This is a genomic window from Variimorphobacter sp. HTMS_6 (genome assembly GCF_059717775.1).
This window is the reverse complement of sequence record NZ_AP046094.1, coordinates 401,908-419,823: the sequence shown is the minus strand read 5'-3', so window position 1 is coordinate 419,823 and position 17,916 is coordinate 401,908. Positions and strand designations below refer to the sequence as shown.

22 protein-coding genes and 1 riboswitch are annotated in these 17,916 nt (G+C 34.0%); of the genes, 5 read left to right on the top strand and 17 right to left on the bottom strand.

Translation table 11 applies throughout. The annotated features are described in order from the left end of the window. Nucleotides 1-2: 2 nt before the first annotated feature. From AC6IWN_RS01900 to AC6IWN_RS01885, 4 genes are all read right to left on the bottom strand, one after another. On the bottom strand, nucleotides 3-608 hold the full coding sequence (locus AC6IWN_RS01900; RefSeq protein ID WP_497990516.1) for a TVP38/TMEM64 family protein: 606 nt from the start codon (nucleotides 606-608) through the stop codon (nucleotides 3-5). Nucleotides 609-652: 44 nt separating this feature from the next. Beyond that, nucleotides 653-1,261, bottom strand: coding sequence for a zinc dependent phospholipase C family protein (locus AC6IWN_RS01895; RefSeq protein ID WP_497990514.1), 609 nt, complete (start codon nucleotides 1,259-1,261; stop codon nucleotides 653-655). 455 nt (nucleotides 1,262-1,716) lie between these two features. Continuing rightward, nucleotides 1,717-2,364, bottom strand: coding sequence for a DedA family protein (locus AC6IWN_RS01890; RefSeq protein WP_497990512.1), 648 nt, complete (start codon nucleotides 2,362-2,364; stop codon nucleotides 1,717-1,719). 94 nt (nucleotides 2,365-2,458) lie between these two features. Then, on the bottom strand, nucleotides 2,459-2,635 hold the full coding sequence (locus tag AC6IWN_RS01885; RefSeq protein ID WP_497990510.1) for a hypothetical protein: 177 nt from the start codon (nucleotides 2,633-2,635) through the stop codon (nucleotides 2,459-2,461). Nucleotides 2,636-2,904: 269 nt separating this feature from the next. Then, a riboswitch (NiCo riboswitch) is annotated at nucleotides 2,905-3,009 on the top strand. Between the two features lie 109 nt (nucleotides 3,010-3,118). On the opposite strand from AC6IWN_RS01885, the gene AC6IWN_RS01880 reads away from it, so the two are divergent. From AC6IWN_RS01880 to AC6IWN_RS01870, 3 genes are all read left to right on the top strand, one after another. Then, nucleotides 3,119-3,229: a cation-transporting P-type ATPase gene (locus tag AC6IWN_RS01880; RefSeq protein ID WP_497990508.1), complete on the top strand. Its 111-nt coding sequence runs from the start codon at nucleotides 3,119-3,121 to the stop codon at nucleotides 3,227-3,229. Between the two features lie 732 nt (nucleotides 3,230-3,961). After that, complete coding sequence (locus tag AC6IWN_RS01875) at nucleotides 3,962-4,402, top strand: zinc ribbon domain-containing protein (RefSeq protein ID WP_497990506.1); 441 nt, start codon at nucleotides 3,962-3,964, stop codon at nucleotides 4,400-4,402. A gap of 4 nt (nucleotides 4,403-4,406) precedes the next feature. Next, nucleotides 4,407-5,129: a protein kinase family protein gene (locus AC6IWN_RS01870; RefSeq protein WP_497990504.1), complete on the top strand. Its 723-nt coding sequence runs from the start codon at nucleotides 4,407-4,409 to the stop codon at nucleotides 5,127-5,129. A 117-nt stretch (nucleotides 5,130-5,246) separates the two neighbouring features. Here AC6IWN_RS01870 and AC6IWN_RS01865 read toward each other — a convergent pair whose 3' ends face one another. The 13 genes from AC6IWN_RS01865 to AC6IWN_RS01805 form a co-directional block, all read right to left on the bottom strand. Next, the gene (locus AC6IWN_RS01865; protein WP_497992158.1) at nucleotides 5,247-5,297 is read right to left on the bottom strand and encodes a hypothetical protein; all 51 of its coding nucleotides are present in this window, start codon (nucleotides 5,295-5,297) and stop codon (nucleotides 5,247-5,249) included. Between the two features lie 261 nt (nucleotides 5,298-5,558). Then, a complete protein-coding gene (gene folK / locus AC6IWN_RS01860) occupies nucleotides 5,559-6,377 on the bottom strand; it encodes a 2-amino-4-hydroxy-6-hydroxymethyldihydropteridine diphosphokinase (protein ID WP_497990502.1) in 819 nt (272 codons plus the stop codon). Further along, entirely contained in the window at nucleotides 6,370-7,194 is an 825-nt protein-coding gene (gene folP, locus AC6IWN_RS01855) for a dihydropteroate synthase (protein WP_497990500.1), read from the bottom strand. Before folP ends, folK begins: the two co-directional genes overlap by 8 nt. 31 nt (nucleotides 7,195-7,225) lie before the next feature. Next, nucleotides 7,226-7,714, bottom strand: a complete 489-nt coding sequence (locus AC6IWN_RS01850; RefSeq protein ID WP_497990498.1) for an HD domain-containing protein — start codon at nucleotides 7,712-7,714, stop codon at nucleotides 7,226-7,228. Nucleotides 7,715-7,802: 88 nt separating this feature from the next. Continuing rightward, nucleotides 7,803-8,462: a 7-cyano-7-deazaguanine synthase QueC gene (queC, locus tag AC6IWN_RS01845; RefSeq protein ID WP_497990497.1), complete on the bottom strand. Its 660-nt coding sequence runs from the start codon at nucleotides 8,460-8,462 to the stop codon at nucleotides 7,803-7,805. Nucleotides 8,463-8,494: 32 nt separating this feature from the next. Then, complete coding sequence (gene folE, locus AC6IWN_RS01840; protein ID WP_497990495.1) at nucleotides 8,495-9,082, bottom strand: GTP cyclohydrolase I FolE; 588 nt, start codon at nucleotides 9,080-9,082, stop codon at nucleotides 8,495-8,497. A 3-nt stretch (nucleotides 9,083-9,085) separates the two neighbouring features. Beyond that, entirely contained in the window at nucleotides 9,086-9,757 is a 672-nt protein-coding gene (gene queE, locus AC6IWN_RS01835; protein ID WP_497990493.1) for a putative 7-carboxy-7-deazaguanine synthase QueE, read from the bottom strand. A gap of 8 nt (nucleotides 9,758-9,765) precedes the next feature. Next, nucleotides 9,766-10,188 carry a 6-pyruvoyl trahydropterin synthase family protein gene (locus tag AC6IWN_RS01830; protein WP_497990491.1) on the bottom strand — a complete coding sequence of 141 codons (423 nt, stop codon included), beginning with the start codon at nucleotides 10,186-10,188 and terminating at the stop codon, nucleotides 9,766-9,768. 2 nt (nucleotides 10,189-10,190) lie between these two features. After that, nucleotides 10,191-10,961 (bottom strand): acyl-CoA dehydratase activase, encoded by a 771-nt coding sequence (locus AC6IWN_RS01825; protein ID WP_497990489.1) that lies wholly within the window; start codon nucleotides 10,959-10,961, stop codon nucleotides 10,191-10,193. After that, complete coding sequence (locus AC6IWN_RS01820; protein ID WP_497990487.1) at nucleotides 10,962-11,960, bottom strand: 2-hydroxyacyl-CoA dehydratase family protein; 999 nt, start codon at nucleotides 11,958-11,960, stop codon at nucleotides 10,962-10,964. 569 nt (nucleotides 11,961-12,529) lie between these two features. Beyond that, on the bottom strand, nucleotides 12,530-14,542 hold the full coding sequence (locus AC6IWN_RS01815) for a right-handed parallel beta-helix repeat-containing protein (protein ID WP_497990485.1): 2,013 nt from the start codon (nucleotides 14,540-14,542) through the stop codon (nucleotides 12,530-12,532). A 274-nt stretch (nucleotides 14,543-14,816) separates the two neighbouring features. After that, nucleotides 14,817-15,620 (bottom strand): EFR1 family ferrodoxin, encoded by an 804-nt coding sequence (locus tag AC6IWN_RS01810; RefSeq protein WP_497990483.1) that lies wholly within the window; start codon nucleotides 15,618-15,620, stop codon nucleotides 14,817-14,819. A 13-nt stretch (nucleotides 15,621-15,633) separates the two neighbouring features. Then, entirely contained in the window at nucleotides 15,634-16,005 is a 372-nt protein-coding gene (locus AC6IWN_RS01805; RefSeq protein WP_497990482.1) for a Rossmann-fold NAD(P)-binding domain-containing protein, read from the bottom strand. A gap of 215 nt (nucleotides 16,006-16,220) precedes the next feature. Here AC6IWN_RS01805 and AC6IWN_RS01800 point away from each other — a divergent pair, with 215 nt between their 5' ends. Next, the gene (locus AC6IWN_RS01800; protein WP_497990480.1) at nucleotides 16,221-17,303 is read left to right on the top strand and encodes a C39 family peptidase; all 1,083 of its coding nucleotides are present in this window, start codon (nucleotides 16,221-16,223) and stop codon (nucleotides 17,301-17,303) included. A gap of 18 nt (nucleotides 17,304-17,321) precedes the next feature. Further along, entirely contained in the window at nucleotides 17,322-17,732 is a 411-nt protein-coding gene (locus tag AC6IWN_RS01795) for a hypothetical protein (RefSeq protein ID WP_497990478.1), read from the top strand. Nucleotides 17,733-17,916 lie beyond the last annotated feature (184 nt).

Sequence of the window (17,916 nt, the reverse complement as noted above, 5' to 3'; positions counted from 1 at the left end):
AGTTATTTTCTTATCAATGGAATAATGTATTGGGTAATCGTTGTTAATATAAGATTTAGCCCCATTGAGTAAGCAGCTATCGCAAATGGTTTACAGGTAAGTATGATCAAGCAGTATTTTTTAACCGAAATTCTAGTAATACCGGCTAAATAACATAGAAAATCATCCGGTGCCACTGGTAAAAAGATTGCAATCGCAAACCATTTATCAAATTTGTCACTCGTTAACCAAGAGCGATATTTTTTTATCAATTTTTGACTTGATAACTTCTCTACTAGTCCGATTCCATAGTGTCTTGACAAGAAAAAGGCTATTATTGATCCCATACAGATACCTATATAGTTGTATAGAAAGCCCTTGATCGGCCCAAAGATGATTACTCCAGCAAGACAACCTAATGCACCTGGAATAATTGGAACCACCACTTGTACTGCTTGTACTATTATAAATATAATATCAGTAAAGATCCCAAATTTTTTCAAAAAGTTCTGAAGCGCATCGGAAGAAACAAAAATTTTCGTTTGAAAGCCATAAATAATAAAGATAACCGTCATTATAAGACCGAAAATCGTAATGATATCTATTAGTTTGATCCTTTTATTTACCATAATTTCTCCATATAATTAATTGATATACAATAGAAACCTGTTACCTACCGGCTTCCCCCATCATATAAGGCTAGTTCCATCTTATATTTATCTGTAGTCACTTTATCCCTCAACAGTTCACAGTAGATCATCGAGGTAATATAAAATGCATTAACAATATCCCAATCATAGCTTGGTTCCATCCTTCTGTAGTGAGAAAGTCGAATTTTCACTTGATCTACAATTTGATCGGAACAGTTTTCTGAAACATATTTATCATGTGATATTATGTCTACTAAACTTTGCTGATTTTTTAATAAGTATTTATGAATCTCTCTTTCATAGACTAAGTGTTCGGTAGCCTTCCCTATGCTGCCGCCAATATGGGCAAAACAGCAAAAATCACACAAATAATGAACCATTTCACCTAATAATATTACATCCGAAATCTTCTTAACAGGCTTGTTCATTATCAAATTCAGTTTTTCAAATACATATTCCGATGATTTTTCGTAATAATGTGGGTGAATAAATTGATTAATAGATAAATCAGGAATTACTGAACCTAGATAAAAGGCCCATCTTTTTATTATTTGTCTATCAGAACCAGGATAAGCCAGTTTCATATTATTAATAGCTAAACGAGCTATCCTGAAATGAGTTCTCTTTCTCATAAAAGATTACCTCCTAATGTTTTCTTAACTTATTGTACTTTTAAGAAATAAATAATTCGAAGGTAATATATAAACAATTTCTAAACTAATTATTCAGGTATATTTTCAATACAAAACCACATTAATATTCTAAGTTAAGAAAAATACAAAGAGATGAAAGAAATATAATTGTAAAATATAGATTGAATAAGATAAATCGGTTAACTAATAAATCTATTTCAAAAAATATGCAACCGGAAGAAGCACGCTATTCGAGTTTCTCCGCTTATCGCGGGTGCGGTCGTATCTAACCATGCAAGATATTGTTGATTCTTTAATTTACCCTCGCGTAAATTAAAAAGGACGCATGGAGAAAGTCCAGTTTTCACTGGTTATCTTTCTCATGCATCCTTAGGATTAACAGTTTGCTTATTATCAGTATATAAGTAATTTTGTTATTTTGAATTTAGTTTGATTTAATTAATGTTTGTGTTCTTCTTCTCTTTTAAAAACACATAAATACCAGGAAGTGCTGAAATTATGATAATCACAATTAATACATAAGAAAAATTATTCTTTACAACAGGAAGGTTACCAAAGAAAAATCCGCCCCCGAGAAATAACGATACCCACAACAAACCACCAAGCATATTATAAATTATAAATTTTGAATATTTCATCTCACCAATACCAGCTATAAAAGGAACAAAAGTCCTGATTATGGGAATAAATCTTCCCACTACTATAGTCATAGAACCATGCTTTTCATAAAATAGGTGTGCTCTCTTAAGGTAATCCTTATTGATATACTTTAGATTTTCCTTTTCAAATATTTTATTACCTATTTTCTTGCCGATATGATAATTCACAGTGTCTCCTATAACAGCTGCGGAATAAAAAATAACAAATAACGTTATTAGCTTCATGCTGCCAGTCGCTGCAAGTGCTCCTGTCGCAAAAAGTATAGAATCTCCAGGTAAAAAAGGTGTAACAACCAATCCAGTTTCGCAAAAAATAACGAGAAATATTAAAGCATATGTCCAATTCCCATAAGTTTGAATAATTACATTCAGATAGCTATCCAAATGTAAAATAATATCAATTACTTTTGTAATCCAATTCATTTTCTTTTCTCCGTTCATACTATAACTATTTTTTCACTAATTCAGCTAACATTTGCTTTCACAGTTTAAGTCCTATTTGTTAACAAATCCCCTATTACTGGCAATAAATGATAAATAATGTCGCCGATAATGCCAAAATCAAAATTATTGTAACCCATGAAAGCTCCTCTGCATCATCTAAAGCAGTAACAGAATATCCCTTTACAATGAAGTACAAGCTATCTCTCCCTGAACCACATTTAAATATATATAATAAATAGTGTACTGTCAATGAATTTTATAATTGAATGAATAAAGTTCTACAGACTCCCATTTTATAAATGATGAAACAATTATTGAGGTTATTAAATATCTTTAGTCGCTCAAACACAGGAAATAATTTTAATAAGAAGTTCTTTAACAGGCTGCATTGTTAAATTTATTCTGTAACTTTTACTCTGTAATCTAATCCGTAAAACTTTTTGACAATTATAGGATATTGTGCTATTATAGAATTATCTCTTTGCGCTGCATTACATTTCTACTTGAAATGCGAGATCAACAGTACAAACTGAGCAGGCGATGAACCTTATATATTAAGGTCATGGGGCTGGGCCACAAAGTGTGGCAGCAGATTGTGATATTATACACATCTGTGGGACAGTAGTATGTTCCATAGGTGTGTTTTTTTATACCTAAAGGAACAAGTGAACTTGTGTGGAGTGCCATAGAGCTATCAATCGAATGCCAAATAGGCTAAACGGAGGTGACTTTTATGACTGACTACAAACAAAACATGGTGGAACTAAGCTCCGCCGAAGCTAAGAAACTGCAGGACAGATATGGTAAAAATGAACTTACGCCACAAAAGAAAGTTTCATTATGAAGATCTTTCACATCATTTGTGAGCCTATGTTTTTGCTGTTAATTGTTGCTGCAGTTATTTATTTTATCCTTGGTGAACCAGGTGCTTGACGTATGGCAAAAAACAATCTCTTGTTTACAAACTGCCCTCTGTAGAGACTCTAGGTGCAGTTTCTGTTCTTTATGTTGATAAGACTGGAACAATAACCATTCTCTTATTGAAACCATGGGACTATTTTTATTATGTATCCAGAAAATGGTAACAATATAGAAATAGACATAAAAACAGCCGCATTAGCAGAAAACATCATTTGTTATAACGCATTAGTACAAAGTGAAGGGTATTCCGGTTTAAAATAAGTTTTAGGTAATACCAAGTAGTATATTGGCACGTCTATATTGTCTTTAGAAAAATCTCAAAAACTAACATATGAATGTTAAAAACAGAAAAACATTACATGGAGGTTTCATTATGAATGGCAAAATTAATCATAAAATATTACATTATTTTATTGAAAAAACACATCTTTCTTGTAATACACCATATACTCTTTTCTTTGCATGATAATTTATTTATCATTTATGTTGCTAATGATAATAGATTTTCTTCTTTCATTTTAGATCATGGTAAGAATTATTCACAGAAATAGCGTTACAAAAAACATCAATAGGGTAATACCAGATAACACATCTGCTACCCTCTGAGGCATATGAATGCCTTTCTCATAATTCAATCATAAAAGGAGTGATAATAATGAGTTCATTTTCAAAATCATCAAAAGGACATCAATATAAAAACGGTAATAACGGGTACAATCATTATAGACAAAAAGGAGTCTTCGGTAATCTTTTTAATACCCTCTTTTCAAGAAGTTCTTCCAAAGGACATTATGATCCATATTGCCAATCAACTCAACAGACCTATCCTAATCAGCAAACACACGTGAATCAATCCTATCCTAATCAACCTACGAATCTAAATCAACCAATACAAATGAATCCACCGTTACAAACTCAGCCTATACAGCAGCAAAGTACTCAGATATGCAACAAATGTAATTCCCAAATCCCTACAGGTTCAAAATTCTGTTTGGAATGCGGAGAAAAGATTAATAATATCACGTTTTGCCCAAATTGTAACGAGAAGCTTCCTCCTAATGCTAAATTCTGTATGAGTTGTGGAACAAAGGTATAGTAATATGTTGCCTGTATTTAACTCAAAAAAGTATTATGGAAAACAATTCGGTGATTATACCATCATACGCGCTGCAGGAGAGGGCCGGTATGGAAAGTGTTATTTTGCTTCTTCTCCATCCGCTTCTCCTGTAATAATTAAACAATTCAAATCAAAAATGTATAGAAAGAATAAAGAGAAAAATGAATATGAGGCAGTTATCCTATCTCAACTCGAACATGATAAAATACCTAAGCTATTAGGGGTAATTAATCAAAACGGTTTTTATGGTTTTGTTTTGGAATTAAAGAATGGTAATTCGATTGAAGAAATGTTATTCAAACAAAACCATATTTTCAACGCTTCAGAAATCTATAATATAGGTACTCAGTTAATTGAGGTTATTAAGTACTTACATTATATGGGTGTGATCCATAGAGATATCAGGTGTGCCAATGTTTTATATGACGGTAATCATGTATCACTTGTAGATTTTGGATTAGCTCGATGGTTTGATGGGAACCGGTATAAATTTGATATTGATTATTCCTATTTAGGAGATTTATTATTATATCTTTTATATTCATCATTTAGAAAACCTAAAAACCACAAAAAGCAACCGTGGTATGAAGAATTATATATTACTTATAATCAAAAATTATTATTAAAAAAACTGTTAAGACTGGAATCTCCATATCATAGCATTTCAGAAATCGAAAGTGACTTTTTAAGATTATTTAAACCATAAAAATTATCAATAATACTTCTCGCTTCGTTTAACTGAGACGATTTTCTTCATGATTTTCTCAGTTTATATTTTTCCAAAGAAAGATGTCCATTGCAAAGGAACAATTACGATAAATCATCAAAAAAATATTCCGCTTGAAGTACGAGTAACGGGTGGAATCATACCAATCAGTTCATAATAGCGAAGAGTATCCTATGTGATATCAAATTTTTTACTAACTCCTTAATCGTCAAAATTCTCCCTCTGGGTAATGCCTATCGCCCTTAACCTATTGGAGGCTCAGCCTCTCAACTCCGTCAGAGGTTGCACCTTGTTAAGAACGGCTTGTGCAGTACGTCGCCAACATAGGCGTATTCAATAAAGATAACTTTGCTTTTCACTTGTTTCCTTCAACATCGCAGCAGACAGGTTTCCTATATAAATGATTAACTATATTGCATCGAGAGCCTTTAATAACTGACATACCCTCTGGTTCAATATAGGATGCATCTTATAAGGGGCGATATCATTCAAAGGCATTAATACAAAAGCTCTTTCATGCATTCTTGGATGGGGCACAATAATTTCTTCATTAGAAGTGATTAAATCATCATAAAGGAGTACATCTAAATCAATGGTTCTTGGTCCCCAGTGAATTGTTCGTTCTCTCTTTAGTTGCTTTTCGATATCTAATAGAAACTGGATGAGCTCCTTAGGTGTTAATAATGTTTTAATTTCAATTGCGCCATTCACAAAAATATCTTGGTCAAGATAGCCTACAGGCTCTGTTTCATACCATTTTGACTTTTGAAGGAGTTGGCAGAAAGGGGATTCTTGAATCTGTTCTAACGCTTTATTGATGTTTAAATACTTATCCCCTAGATTTGAACCTAATGCAATGTAAGCGGTATGCCATTCTCTTTCTAGTTCTACTGCTGCATAATCTACCATTCTACCAATAGGTGCCCATGGTTTTTTTAGGGTCAGCTTAACACCCCGAACTTTTTCATAGTTTATTAATATATATTCGCAAAGCTTTTCAGCTGCACGTTCAATCAAGTCATACTTTTCTTTTAAAAATTCTTTTTCTAGATTGGTACAAAGCTGCGCATAATTGACTGTAGCCATTAAGTCATCATTTTTACCCGCATCTTTTAGGTCTAGTTGTAGCTCCACCGAAATCAGAAACTTTTGCCCCAGCTTTTTTTCCTCTACATTAACACCATGATAGGCGTAAACTTCTAAGTCTTTCACAATTATTTTATCCAATTTTAGTCACTCCTCTTCTAACGATTGCATCTGTCATCATTGCTACGCGTTTGTTTTCTTTAATATCATGTACTCGAATAAAATCATAGCCCTTCATGATTCCTATAACAGTTGTTGCTAGAGTTCCCTCCACTCTTTCTGGTACAGGTAAGTTAAGTGTTAGGCCAATCATAGATTTTCTAGATGTTCCAAGTAAAAGAGGATAACCTAGTACTTTTAGCGCTTCTAATCGATTCATTGCTTCCAAGTTTTGATCTAATGTCTTTGCAAAACCAATGCCTGGATCTAAAATAATGTTTTCATCTTTGATTCCAGCAGCCTTTGCAATGAATAGGCTTTCCTTTAAATCGGATATCATATCTTCGAGAAAATTAACATAATCTCTATTTTCTCTATTATGCATAATGCAGCAGGGCACTTCATATTTAGCGATTACTTTTGCGATGTAAGGATCTTTTTTTAATCCCCAAACATCATTAACGAGACTTGCACCGGCTTTTACCCCGGCTTCTGCTACGGAAGCTTTTGAAGTATCTATCGAGATCGGGATATTTGTATCTTTTACAAGTGCTTCAATGACTGGAACTGTTCGTCTTATCTCTTCCTCTTCCGATATAATCTCATGTCCAGGTCTAGTTGATTCTCCACCAATGTCTATGATATCTGCCCCATCCTCTATCATACGCATTCCCTGCTTTATTGCGGATTCTATATTATTAAACATTCCACCATCTGAAAAAGAATCAGGCGTCACATTTAATATGCCCATTATATATGTTCTTTCCCCTAGTACAAATTCTTGTTGACCAATTTTCATATTTCATAATCCTCTCTACTCATTCCCAATGCTAATAGGTAATAACAAGATTCTTTTTCCTATTGGGCCAATCACATTCTATTTCCTTCTGACATTCGAAGCAACTCCTAGATTTCTTGTCAGCCTCATATAGTAATTTTGAAAGACAATCATCCTCTTCTTTTGGTACTGTGCAATGATTAGAAATCGCTGTCTTAATCTTCGTAATTTCATCCTCATAATATTCACAATCACGAAGAATTTCCTCACACAATTCAGCACTGGCTATATCATGTTTTCTATTACCTTGGTACTGTTGCCACCTACCGATATCATGAAGTAAAGCCGCACCATAAATTACGTCTTTTTTCAAGTTCAGATGACCTTCTAAATTCATAATATACCCAATTCTAGCAGTATCCAGAAGATGACTCAGATTATGACCGCAAAAAGGGCGATCTTTTTCATAATGCTTTATTTTTTCTATATGCTTGTTATAGCTAGGATGCATCAATATCTTATTAATTCTCTCGTTCTCCATAATGAACCTCCAAAAACCAGCAAAAACATGGGCAATTGCTTGTGTTTCAAAACAAATGCCCATTATTGATGTTTTATTTGTAAAATTATTATGCCTTAAGTTTTTCTTCAAATGCGGCAAGGCCTTTGTTTCTTAACTTGCAAGCAGGACAATCCCCACAACCTCGTCCAATGACTCCATTGTAACAGGTTAAAGTTTCTTCTTTTATAATATCTAAAACACCTAAATCATTGGCAAGTTCCCAAGTCTCCGCTTTGTCGATCCACATAAGTGGTGTATGAATAACGAAGGGATATTCCATTGATAATTCTAATGTAACATTCAGAGATTTTATAAAGACATCTCTACAATCTGGGTACCCACTAAAATCACTCTGTGAAACACCAGTTACAATGTGATTGATATTTCTTTGTTTTGCAAAAATTGCACCGAAGGTTAGGAATAAAAGATTTCTACCGTCTACAAATGTATTCGGTGTACCAACTACAGGCGCATCTTTATCTACAGCAATATCTGCTCTAGTTAAAGAATTAGGTGCTAATTGATTCAATAAACTCATATCCAATATATGGTGTTCTACACCATGTTTTTTACATATATTTTTCGCACATTCTAACTCAAGCTTATGTTTTTGTCCATAATCAAAAGAAACGGCGATTACCTCTTTGTATCTTTTCATTGCCCAAAATAGGCAAGTTGTACTGTCTTGTCCACCACTAAAAATAATTACTGCACTTTCTTTATTCATTATGTTAGTCTCCTTAATATTTTAGTTTTTTCTTATCTGTATAAGTTAAATAATTTGTTATATAAATCGGTATCCGTTTGAAACTTACCTCTTAATGTTGTGGTAATCGTCTTAGCATTTACTTTCTTTATGCCCCTTACGGTCATACAGCCATGCTCGCCTTCAATGATTACAGCTACATCCGCAGACTGTGTAATTTTTTGAATGATCTCTGCAATATCGGTACCAATACGCTCTTGTAATTGTAGTCTTCGACCGACCATATCAACAATTCTTGCAATTTTACTAAGGCCAATAATCTTCTTACTCGGAAGATAGGCGACTGCTACTTTCATGTTATACATTAGGGCAATATGATGCTCACAATGGCTGAAAATATCAATATCCTTCATCATAACCATATCTTTTGTTCCTTCTTCTAAGACCAAATCCTCTTCAAAGGTTTTGTTGAACATCTCAGCAATTTCATCATTTGTATAATTCATACCTTCAAATACTTCTGCATACATATTGGCAACACGTTTTGGCGTTTCTTTTAGGCCTTCACGATCAGGATTTTCACCTAATGCAATTAAAATACCTCGGATATGTTCTTCTATTTTTATTAAATCAATTGCCATGTTTTACACCCCCTTGGTATCCATACCCCAAATGACCTTATGTAATTGGAGTTGTAATGTGACGCGGTTCATACTATTGTCTTTCATCCACTCTACTATTGTATCTGGATTTATTTTTCCAAAAACAGGACTTATGTGAACGTTGGTACGTTGTATAAGATCATACTGATTTATTAAAGATTTCGCCAACTCTAAGTCTTCTAAACTTCCAGCTACAAACTTAATGGTATCTTTTTTGCCTAATAATATTAGGTTATTGATACACATATGTTTTTCCATTTCACTCGATAATAATTTATAATCCATCGTTAACTTCACATTTTCACATGTTATCAGCTTAATAGGTGCAATATCTACACTTCCATTGGTTTCGATTTCAATTGTAAGTGCATCGTTTTCTAATAAATATTCAATGAGATCCTTGATGTTTTCCTGAAGCAATGGTTCCCCACCGGTCAAGGTTACATTATATATGCCAGTGTTTTTGATATATTCGGCTATTTCTTTCTTAGTCATTTCTATAAAATCACAATTTGTTTCATTTGCCCAAGCTGTATCACAATAGGAACAGTTTAAATTACATCCTTGAAAACGAATAAAGACAGCTAATTGGCCAGCTAAAGTACCTTCACCATTAATACTTACGAATTTTTCAACAACTTTATATTTTTTCACTATGTACCTCAGTTCTTCTCATATATAGCACAGTTATTTGGTGTTTCATATACAGAAACTCTTTTAACATGATAGCCTTTTTCTTCCATACATCCATAAAAATATTCAGAAAAGTTTTCAGCAGTCGGTCTAAAGGTAACTGTCTTAATATCAAATCCATCTTCAATTAGGCAGCTGAGGGTTTTTTCTCTCATGGTTCCTTCTTGGATGATTAAACAATGGTCAAACCGATCAACTAATTTTTTTACATCATCTTTGAGGTTTGTAAAATCATCAACCATGCCTTCCAATTGACCCGCAGCCTTTAGTTTCTCAGCTTGTACTTCTATTATAACACGCCATCTGTGCCCATGAATATGACTACATTTTCCCTCATAACCTGCTAGAAAATGAGCACTGTCAAAACTATGCTCTGTGCTTATGATAAACATATTTATTTCTCCTCTTTATAATAATTTAGTCCGTAATAGCAGCAGCCTATTGCGCCATTATACTCAGGTTGATTTACGGTTCGTACTTCATCATAATGTGCTTTCAAATAGTACCGAAGCCCAGCATTATTCGCTACACCTCCTGAAAGAATGAGACAGTTCCCTTTAAACTTATTCAGCATTGGCATAAGTTTTTTATATAAGGAATAATTTACACTGGCGCATAATTGTTCAAGTGAAAAACCTTCTGCTATCTTACCAATCAACTCGGACTCAGAAAATACTGCGCAAGTTGCGTTAAGCTCCACCTGGTTTTCGTAATACCCACTCATTTTTTCAAGTGGAATTTCTAAGACCTGAGCCATATTTTCTAAATATCTGCCACAGGATGCGGCACACTTTTCATTGAGTTCTAAATCCGTGAGAATACCTTTTTCAACTTTCGTGACTTTCACATCCTGACCACCAACATCTAATAAAATAAAATCCGTGAGACCAGTTTGATATAAGCCACCATAAACATGAGCTTTGATTTCATTTATCGCCTTAAATTTGCTTAAGTCTGTATTATTTCGACCATAACCCGTTGATATTGCTAAATCAATGTCCGGAATATTTAACTTGGCTAAATTGACTACCAGCTTATCCTCATAATTACAATAGTCTCTATAAAAAGACATGGTACTGATGGCTTGTCGCTTAATGACTATTCCATCTTCCATGATCACTATTTTTACTGCCCTACTCCCAAGATCAATTCCTAATACCCTCATTTACTTGTTCCCCTTTCTATCAGACAGCATATCTAAAAAGGCTTCTAGTCTAAGCTTAGTTCGAGCATCAAGGACATTCGCTTGGTCACCTTCTATATTTAGAATTGGGATTTGAAGTGCTCCTTTTATAATAATATCATCAATAGCTCTATGGCAAAAAGCTTGGGTATAATGGATTAGTCCATCTAGGCTACGTTCTTTCATTTGCTTCTTAATTTCTTCAATTCTAAAAGTGCTATCATAAGGATACGTATAATCTGCGTATTGTTCGTAGATATCATGAGCCTCCATGGCTCTTGGAAACGTAAACTCTCTCTGCACTTCATTATAAATAATGCTTGCATCCAATTCCTCTACAAATGCGTATAAATCGGCTGTCATAGGCGGAACCCCTATATAACCTAATCTTAAGTTTTTCTTTTGTGGCTTTCTAAGCTTTATTTCTTCAATTGTTGATTTTAGCTGTTCCCTGAACTGACTGACATCTCCATTAAAATCACTGCAGCTTACTTGGTATAAATGATTTTCAAACCCGGTAGCTCTTGATTCTTGATATGTCAACTGATCAATTTTGTGTGCTAATGCTCTGATTTGATTTAATTCTTGTCTAACCTTTTCAACTTGATGGATATCAACATTCATCATGGTCATAAGTTTATTAATTTCTAATTTAAGATCTTCCTTTTTACGAGATTGAGGAAAGGAGAAGGGATAAATTGTTACCCCCTTACTAGCCCATAAGTCAACTAGAGCCTTAGAATTCGAACAATCCCCTTCTATTACGCCCAGGATTTCACTGATCTGATGCTGCATGCAGACGCCATATAAACCTTTTATCCACGCACACATACTTTTAGGAAACCCATCTCTTTCCGCAAGCTCTATATATTTTAAATGATTGTCAGATGTGACAAAAACATTATTTAAATCCATGGGGCTATAGCCTGCGCTAATCAGAACTTCGATTGGTACAGTTGTTGTTAAACCTATATTTTTCATTTCTTCACCTTTTTATTTTTGATTTGATGAATCAGTCTAAATCACCATATATATTTTGTATATAAGTTTCAAAGAAATAGGAAGTTAAAGAAACATGCTTCCAGCACGTGTTCGGAATCAGACACCTTTAGATAAATATAGAACTTAACAAGAACAAAACGCCGTTAAGCTTTAACAGACTTATATTAATTGACGCTTTGTTCTTCCGACATAGAAAAGTAAAGCTTTTCTACGGAACAAAAAAAAGGACTTAAAAAGTCCTTTCATAAAAGCCTCAAATAATTATAATTTGCGGTTGAAGTCCTAGTTTTATTTTACGACAGGATGGATTACGAACTGTCCTATTTAATTTTTAAGCAGTGTCAGTATATCATACCCGTTCTGAATCGTCAACAGATTGATACCTTACTTCATTTCTTTATGATCTCTTTATAATTCACCAAAAAAAACCAATCGCTATGAAAGCCCACAGAACTGTAGCAGAACTGTGGGCTTTTTTCAAGTTAATTTATCCCTTGAGATTAGACACTTGTAAATAGAGACGTATGTCAGATGGTTGTAAATCTAAATTACATTGTTTTAAGTGACTTTTCTGTAAAAGGACCAGCAATAGGATTCAATCCAAAGGATTCCCCAAAATAATCCTCGTTAAATACAATGGACGTTCCATCTGGATTTTCAAATTTTTGCTCTGGCTCAAAAGCCATTCCTAATGTTTCTGTTGAAATTAATGTAGTAGCCTTCAACTTTTGCACATAATCATTAAGATTTGTTTTGATAGAATATTTTCCATTCCTTTCTTCAACTGAAACTGTAATTGTATGCTCATTATCAATAACTGCATTTTCCTTTGACATAGCTTTTGCGCCATTAAAATAAACATTACCTTCTGCCCATACTGGAAGTGGATTATAGTAACGATCACTCGGTGCTGAACCCATACCACAATATCCTTCAAACTGCTTCTCGTATTCATCCCAAGTCGGATAATTCTCATATGGAGAAGTACCAGTAAACAGATTATTATCATCCCATTCAGTTTCACCCGTAGAATCTAAATACTTTTGTAATTCCATTCGAATTTCTTGCTGTATGAAAATATTATTATAGAATCTCATATCACCATGCAAAAATGACATAAAGCCTGCAATCTCTGTTTGATGCGGAACATGATAAGGCGTATAGCGTGGTGAGATTTTAGTCAATGCTCCATTATTTACACCCCTTCCAATTGCCACCATCGAACCTGCAATCAGATTATGCACAAATGCTACCCCTTGTGTTGGAAGCTTTAAAGCTCGGTCTGATAAGAAAATATTATTATCTACTAATGTAGGTCCATGAGATACTTCGATAAAGAGGTCTTCTCCAACACCCATTATACCTACATCTGCAAAATTTTCATTCTCAGGTGTACAATTATCATGGAACAAATTCCCGGATACTCGAGTGCCTTGCGCTTGCCAATCAAGCCATAACCCTCTTGTGCAATGATGGATATGGTTTCGCCTAATGATTACATCGATAGCCGCATGCATTTTGATTCCACCAATTTCAGCTCCAGCGAGATTTTGTTTATTATTGATATGATGAATTTCATTATCCTCTATAATAGAGAAAACGCCACCCAAATGTCCTACAATACCTGTCTGTCCACAATCATGAATGTCACATCTTCTTACTATATGTGAGCCAATTTTATCCTTTGACCATCCTTCTCTTTGCGCTTGACAGATATTGTCACGCTCTGTTTGAGTACCATCCTTAAATTTTAATTTAGACCATTTATTATCATTTTCTGGTTGCAAATATTTACCAAGGGATATGCCAGAGCATTTTGCCTCATAAACGTCGCAATCCTCAATGATCCATCCTTTTGACCAATGCGGTCCTATCATACCCTCCTGCAATGCTGTTGGTGGTGCCCATTGTGTTGCAGCTTGTCTTACTGTAAACCCAGAAAAAGTTATATATCCAACTCCTTCTTCTTTTGGGTAGAAACAATTTTTTCTAACGCTGATTTCTACATTTTCCTCGTTAGGATTTTTATCTTGAAAGTTAGCATACAAAATAGTTTCATTTTTCTCAGTGTCCTGAGTAGTATACCATGTATAAACTGTAAAATCAGAATCCCAAGAGCGCATATTTTTCCCGGGATTTAACACTTTATCTAACTCAGTCACTTCATACATGGACTTATTATTCAAAAAGACATCTCCAGTATGTGCAATTATTGTTGCAACATACCAGTCCCCATAAACAAGGGTTGTATATGGATTATAATCTCCAAATAAAGCATTAGGAATTATTGCTTTCCATACATTACCCTCATGAAGTTCCCAATTCTTAACTTCCTCGGCTCCAGTTATAATTGCAGCTTTTTTCTCCTCGGAACGATAAATAATTCTGTTGTCTACAGTTCCACTATTGATAGGATTAACATTTTCTCTGTAAATACCTGGCGCCACGATAACCTCATCTCCAGGTAATGCAATATTTGCTGCATCCTGTATTTTTCCAAAAGGATGCTCTTTACTTCCATCTCCACCTTTAAGTGATTTTGAATCTACATAATACTTCATATTAATGATTCAATCCTTTCATTTCGCAAGATTTTTCTTTTTAACTTATATTTTATATTTTCCCGTTTTAGCCATAATGCTTGGCTCGATTAGCTTCCCATTATTAGCCATATAAGATATATACAAATAATAACACCGCAACAACAAACTATCAAGACTTTGAGAGTAAATCCTAATTGACGCGTAGTGGAAATAATTAAAAATTCTTGATGACGTAATCATTAATTATTGGTAGCCTCTATTAGTTTATAGTTTTAGTGTTTTTTGATTTCGATTACTTATGCCTAACTTTCAATTTATTAGCTAGCTCGGGAATTGGTTTTGGGTAATGCCCAAATTGCTTGTAATGTTTTGTGTAGATCGCCATTTTGGGGCAAAGATTATAACATGCAAAACATCCATAGCACTTTGATTCATCAAAACCCGGATATTGATTCATACTAACAGCACCATACGGACATGCAGCAACACATTTTTTACACTTAATGCAAAGATTTGTATCAATCTGCTTTTTACCCATGATTCCTTGCATCATAAATCGCGGTATAATTTTACTTTGAATAATATATTTTCTTTTCGCTGTAACTTTGTATTCTGGCACTTTGATACCATTAGAAAGTTTTAATGCTACTGAATCCAACTGTTCAATGAATTTATCAAACACCATCATCTGTTCCGAAGTAGGATTATCAATATGACCATGAGATGAACGAATTACAGGTGGATAGTTCTCAGGTGTATTCAGTGAATTCTCATGAACTATCTTGAACCCTTTATCTTTTGCGTACTTGGCAAGCATCATTGTAGCTGCACCATTTTGTTGCCCATAAGTAGTAAATACAAAAGCAGGCCTATTTTCATATTCCGGCATACCGTTCATATACTCTTTTACAAAACTTGCCACCTTATATTCACTTGCGTAGGTTGCAAAACCAACCAAATCATAATTCTTAAACTCTGGATACCCTTTACGCATGTCATAAAGCTCAAAATCTACATTTGTTAATTTGCTTCTAATATACTCACATGCTAACTTTGTATTTCCAGTGAGTGAAAAATATAAAATTATTCCTTTCATACTATCTATTCTCCTATAATCCAACATATTTTCGACTTGTGTCCCATAATTTTTTTGCCTGCAAATCCACATTCAAAGGTAGTACTGGTTCTTTCACTTTTTTCATGTCCCAATAGAGACCATTCGCTGTAAGAGTAGTGTTGTAACTTGCGATATAGTAAATAGCCTCTGCTGGTTTATCCGATGAAATTGTCAATATCGGAAGCTTCATAAGTCGACCCACAATTTCATAATATAATTTGCTTACATTTTCAGGACGAACTAAGTTGGTTCGAACAGTACCGGGATTAACTGCATGTGCAAATATGCCTTCGTGGCCATATCTTTCTGCTATTTCTCTTGCAAAATATATGAGTGAAGTACAGGAGTAACTTCCCGCATTCATACACCCGGAAGTTAGTTATGCAAACTAAATGTTATATTCATTCTCCATATGAAAATGTTAATCCTAGTTAAAAGACGAATTTGGCCAATAATGTAATTTTATGTATGCTATGATTGATTTTACCAATTTAATGTGGTATATTTGATATATAACTATTAAATATAAATGTTTCTTTTTCTAAGGAATAAGGACATAAACAATTTAGGAGGTAAATTTTGAACAAAATTAAAAAATTTTTGGGGATGTTATTGGTTATTATTTTTTTAGTGAACTCCCCATGGCATGTTGCGAGTTCATCAGTAATCAACGGATTTACTCCATCTAATCAATTTAACTGTATCCTTAACGATAATCCCGAAAAAAATATTATTGCAACAAAATCACTTTATAATGCCGACCAAACAGTTATAGCGTATTGTACAGAATTGTCAGGTGGCGGATTCATTGTACAAGACGTTAAAGGTGAAATAGTTGAATACTCTTTGGTTGGAAATTCTCCATTTTCATATGTAACGCCAGGTGAAAAACTATATATTACTGCCCCAATGTCTTACTATGAAAAAGGTAAGAACGATAAATTTATATCAGTTTATTCTGGTAGTGTTATAAATAAAGAGGATATTATCAAGAATAATGCTGTTAAAAAAAATATAGAAAATAAAGCTCTCATAACAGACGCGGTTGCTAATACTGAAGTAAACACATATAATTATTCAGCTCCATCTGGTTCAGTTACTTCTTCAGATAAGACTCCTTATGTACCGAGGAATTATGACTATAATCCTACTGGCATATGTCTTGCCACTGCGTCAGCTACTCTTATTGCATATTATGATGATCATATAAACAATAATATTGCTCCATCGTCATATGTAAATAGTACAGGATCAGCTTTGACATCTTGGCTTGCTGATCGTATATATATCGAAAAGCCTACGAACAGTTGGCAAGTTCGAACCAAGAATGCTGTGAATTCGTTTATTGATGCTTATGCTACAGGAACAGGGACCGCTTCTCAGTATACTGCAAGTTATATCTCAGGTTCATCTGACGCATATGCGAAGCTCAAGTCTAAGGTCTCAGCAAATAAGCCTGTTGTTATAATTTTTGATGGATGGTTCAATGACCAAAGTGTTTCTACAAATCGAATGTTCCACGCAGTTTGTGCGTATGGATATCGTGAAGTAATCTCAACTAACGGAGCCCAAAGTAAGTTTGTTTTATGCGTCGATGGTTGGGGAAACACTGTACGATACATAAATAGTGGATATGTAACAGATTGTGTATATTTGAATTAGGAAAGGAATATAAAATCTATGAAATTGAAGTATTGTATTCTTGCTTTTATATGTGCATTCTTGTTTACTGGATGCAAAAATATCAATGATTCCCAAAAGATTGTAGACTCACAAATTAAAGACATTACGTACAATAAGTGGCTTTATAATGACGACGGATCACTCAAAGAGGAAACCGAAACTGTTGTGGTAAACGATACAGCCACCATCAAAAAAATTGTTGGAGCACTTAACGAGTTGATCACAGGGAAATCAGAAACGCCATATAACAAAATACCGTCAGCCTATCAGTATTTGACAATTAACTATAACGATGGCAAATCTGTTAATATTGAAGTTAACCAATGGAGCGGGATTTTAGTTGGTGACAAGCATTACGATTGTACTGAGAAGGAGTTCCAGAAGTTTCATTCAACCCTTTACAAGTGATAGGTATATATAAATTTGATAGATTTAAGTAAATATTGAAATTTATTTTAAGTTCCCTCAGACTGAAAGGTTTGGGGGAACTTTGCTTTAAGGTTAGATTTTTTTCAAAACAATAAAATGATAAGAATATACTGTTATAAGATGAATCACCAATTATAATATCATGGGGAATAGCATGAATAAC

Bases quoted from the DNA above. Each gene is read 5' to 3' on its own strand.
- folP (WP_497990500.1), bottom strand. From the start codon at position 7,194: ATGAAAATTGGTCAACAAGAATTTGTACTAGGGGAAAGAACATATATA.
- AC6IWN_RS01815 (WP_497990485.1), bottom strand. From the start codon at position 14,542: ATGAAGTATTATGTAGATTCAAAATCACTTAAAGGTGGAGATGGAAGT.
- AC6IWN_RS01825 (WP_497990489.1), bottom strand. From the start codon at position 10,961: ATGAGGGTATTAGGAATTGATCTTGGGAGTAGGGCAGTAAAAATAGTG.
- AC6IWN_RS01850 (WP_497990498.1), bottom strand. From the start codon at position 7,714: ATGGAGAACGAGAGAATTAATAAGATATTGATGCATCCTAGCTATAAC.
- AC6IWN_RS01810 (WP_497990483.1), bottom strand. From the start codon at position 15,620: ATGAAAGGAATAATTTTATATTTTTCACTCACTGGAAATACAAAGTTA.
- AC6IWN_RS01805 (WP_497990482.1), bottom strand. From the start codon at position 16,005: ATGAATGCGGGAAGTTACTCCTGTACTTCACTCATATATTTTGCAAGA.
- AC6IWN_RS01900 (WP_497990516.1), bottom strand. From the start codon at position 608: ATGGTAAATAAAAGGATCAAACTAATAGATATCATTACGATTTTCGGT.
- folE (WP_497990495.1), bottom strand. From the start codon at position 9,082: ATGGCAATTGATTTAATAAAAATAGAAGAACATATCCGAGGTATTTTA.
- AC6IWN_RS01895 (WP_497990514.1), bottom strand. From the start codon at position 1,261: ATGAGAAAGAGAACTCATTTCAGGATAGCTCGTTTAGCTATTAATAAT.
- AC6IWN_RS01875 (WP_497990506.1), top strand. From the start codon at position 3,962: ATGAGTTCATTTTCAAAATCATCAAAAGGACATCAATATAAAAACGGT.
- AC6IWN_RS01830 (WP_497990491.1), bottom strand. From the start codon at position 10,188: ATGTTTATCATAAGCACAGAGCATAGTTTTGACAGTGCTCATTTTCTA.
- queC (WP_497990497.1), bottom strand. From the start codon at position 8,462: ATGAATAAAGAAAGTGCAGTAATTATTTTTAGTGGTGGACAAGACAGT.
- AC6IWN_RS01890 (WP_497990512.1), bottom strand. From the start codon at position 2,364: ATGAATTGGATTACAAAAGTAATTGATATTATTTTACATTTGGATAGC.
- AC6IWN_RS01795 (WP_497990478.1), top strand. From the start codon at position 17,322: ATGAAATTGAAGTATTGTATTCTTGCTTTTATATGTGCATTCTTGTTT.
- AC6IWN_RS01870 (WP_497990504.1), top strand. From the start codon at position 4,407: ATGTTGCCTGTATTTAACTCAAAAAAGTATTATGGAAAACAATTCGGT.
- AC6IWN_RS01820 (WP_497990487.1), bottom strand. From the start codon at position 11,960: ATGAAAAATATAGGTTTAACAACAACTGTACCAATCGAAGTTCTGATT.
- AC6IWN_RS01880 (WP_497990508.1), top strand. From the start codon at position 3,119: ATGACTGACTACAAACAAAACATGGTGGAACTAAGCTCCGCCGAAGCT.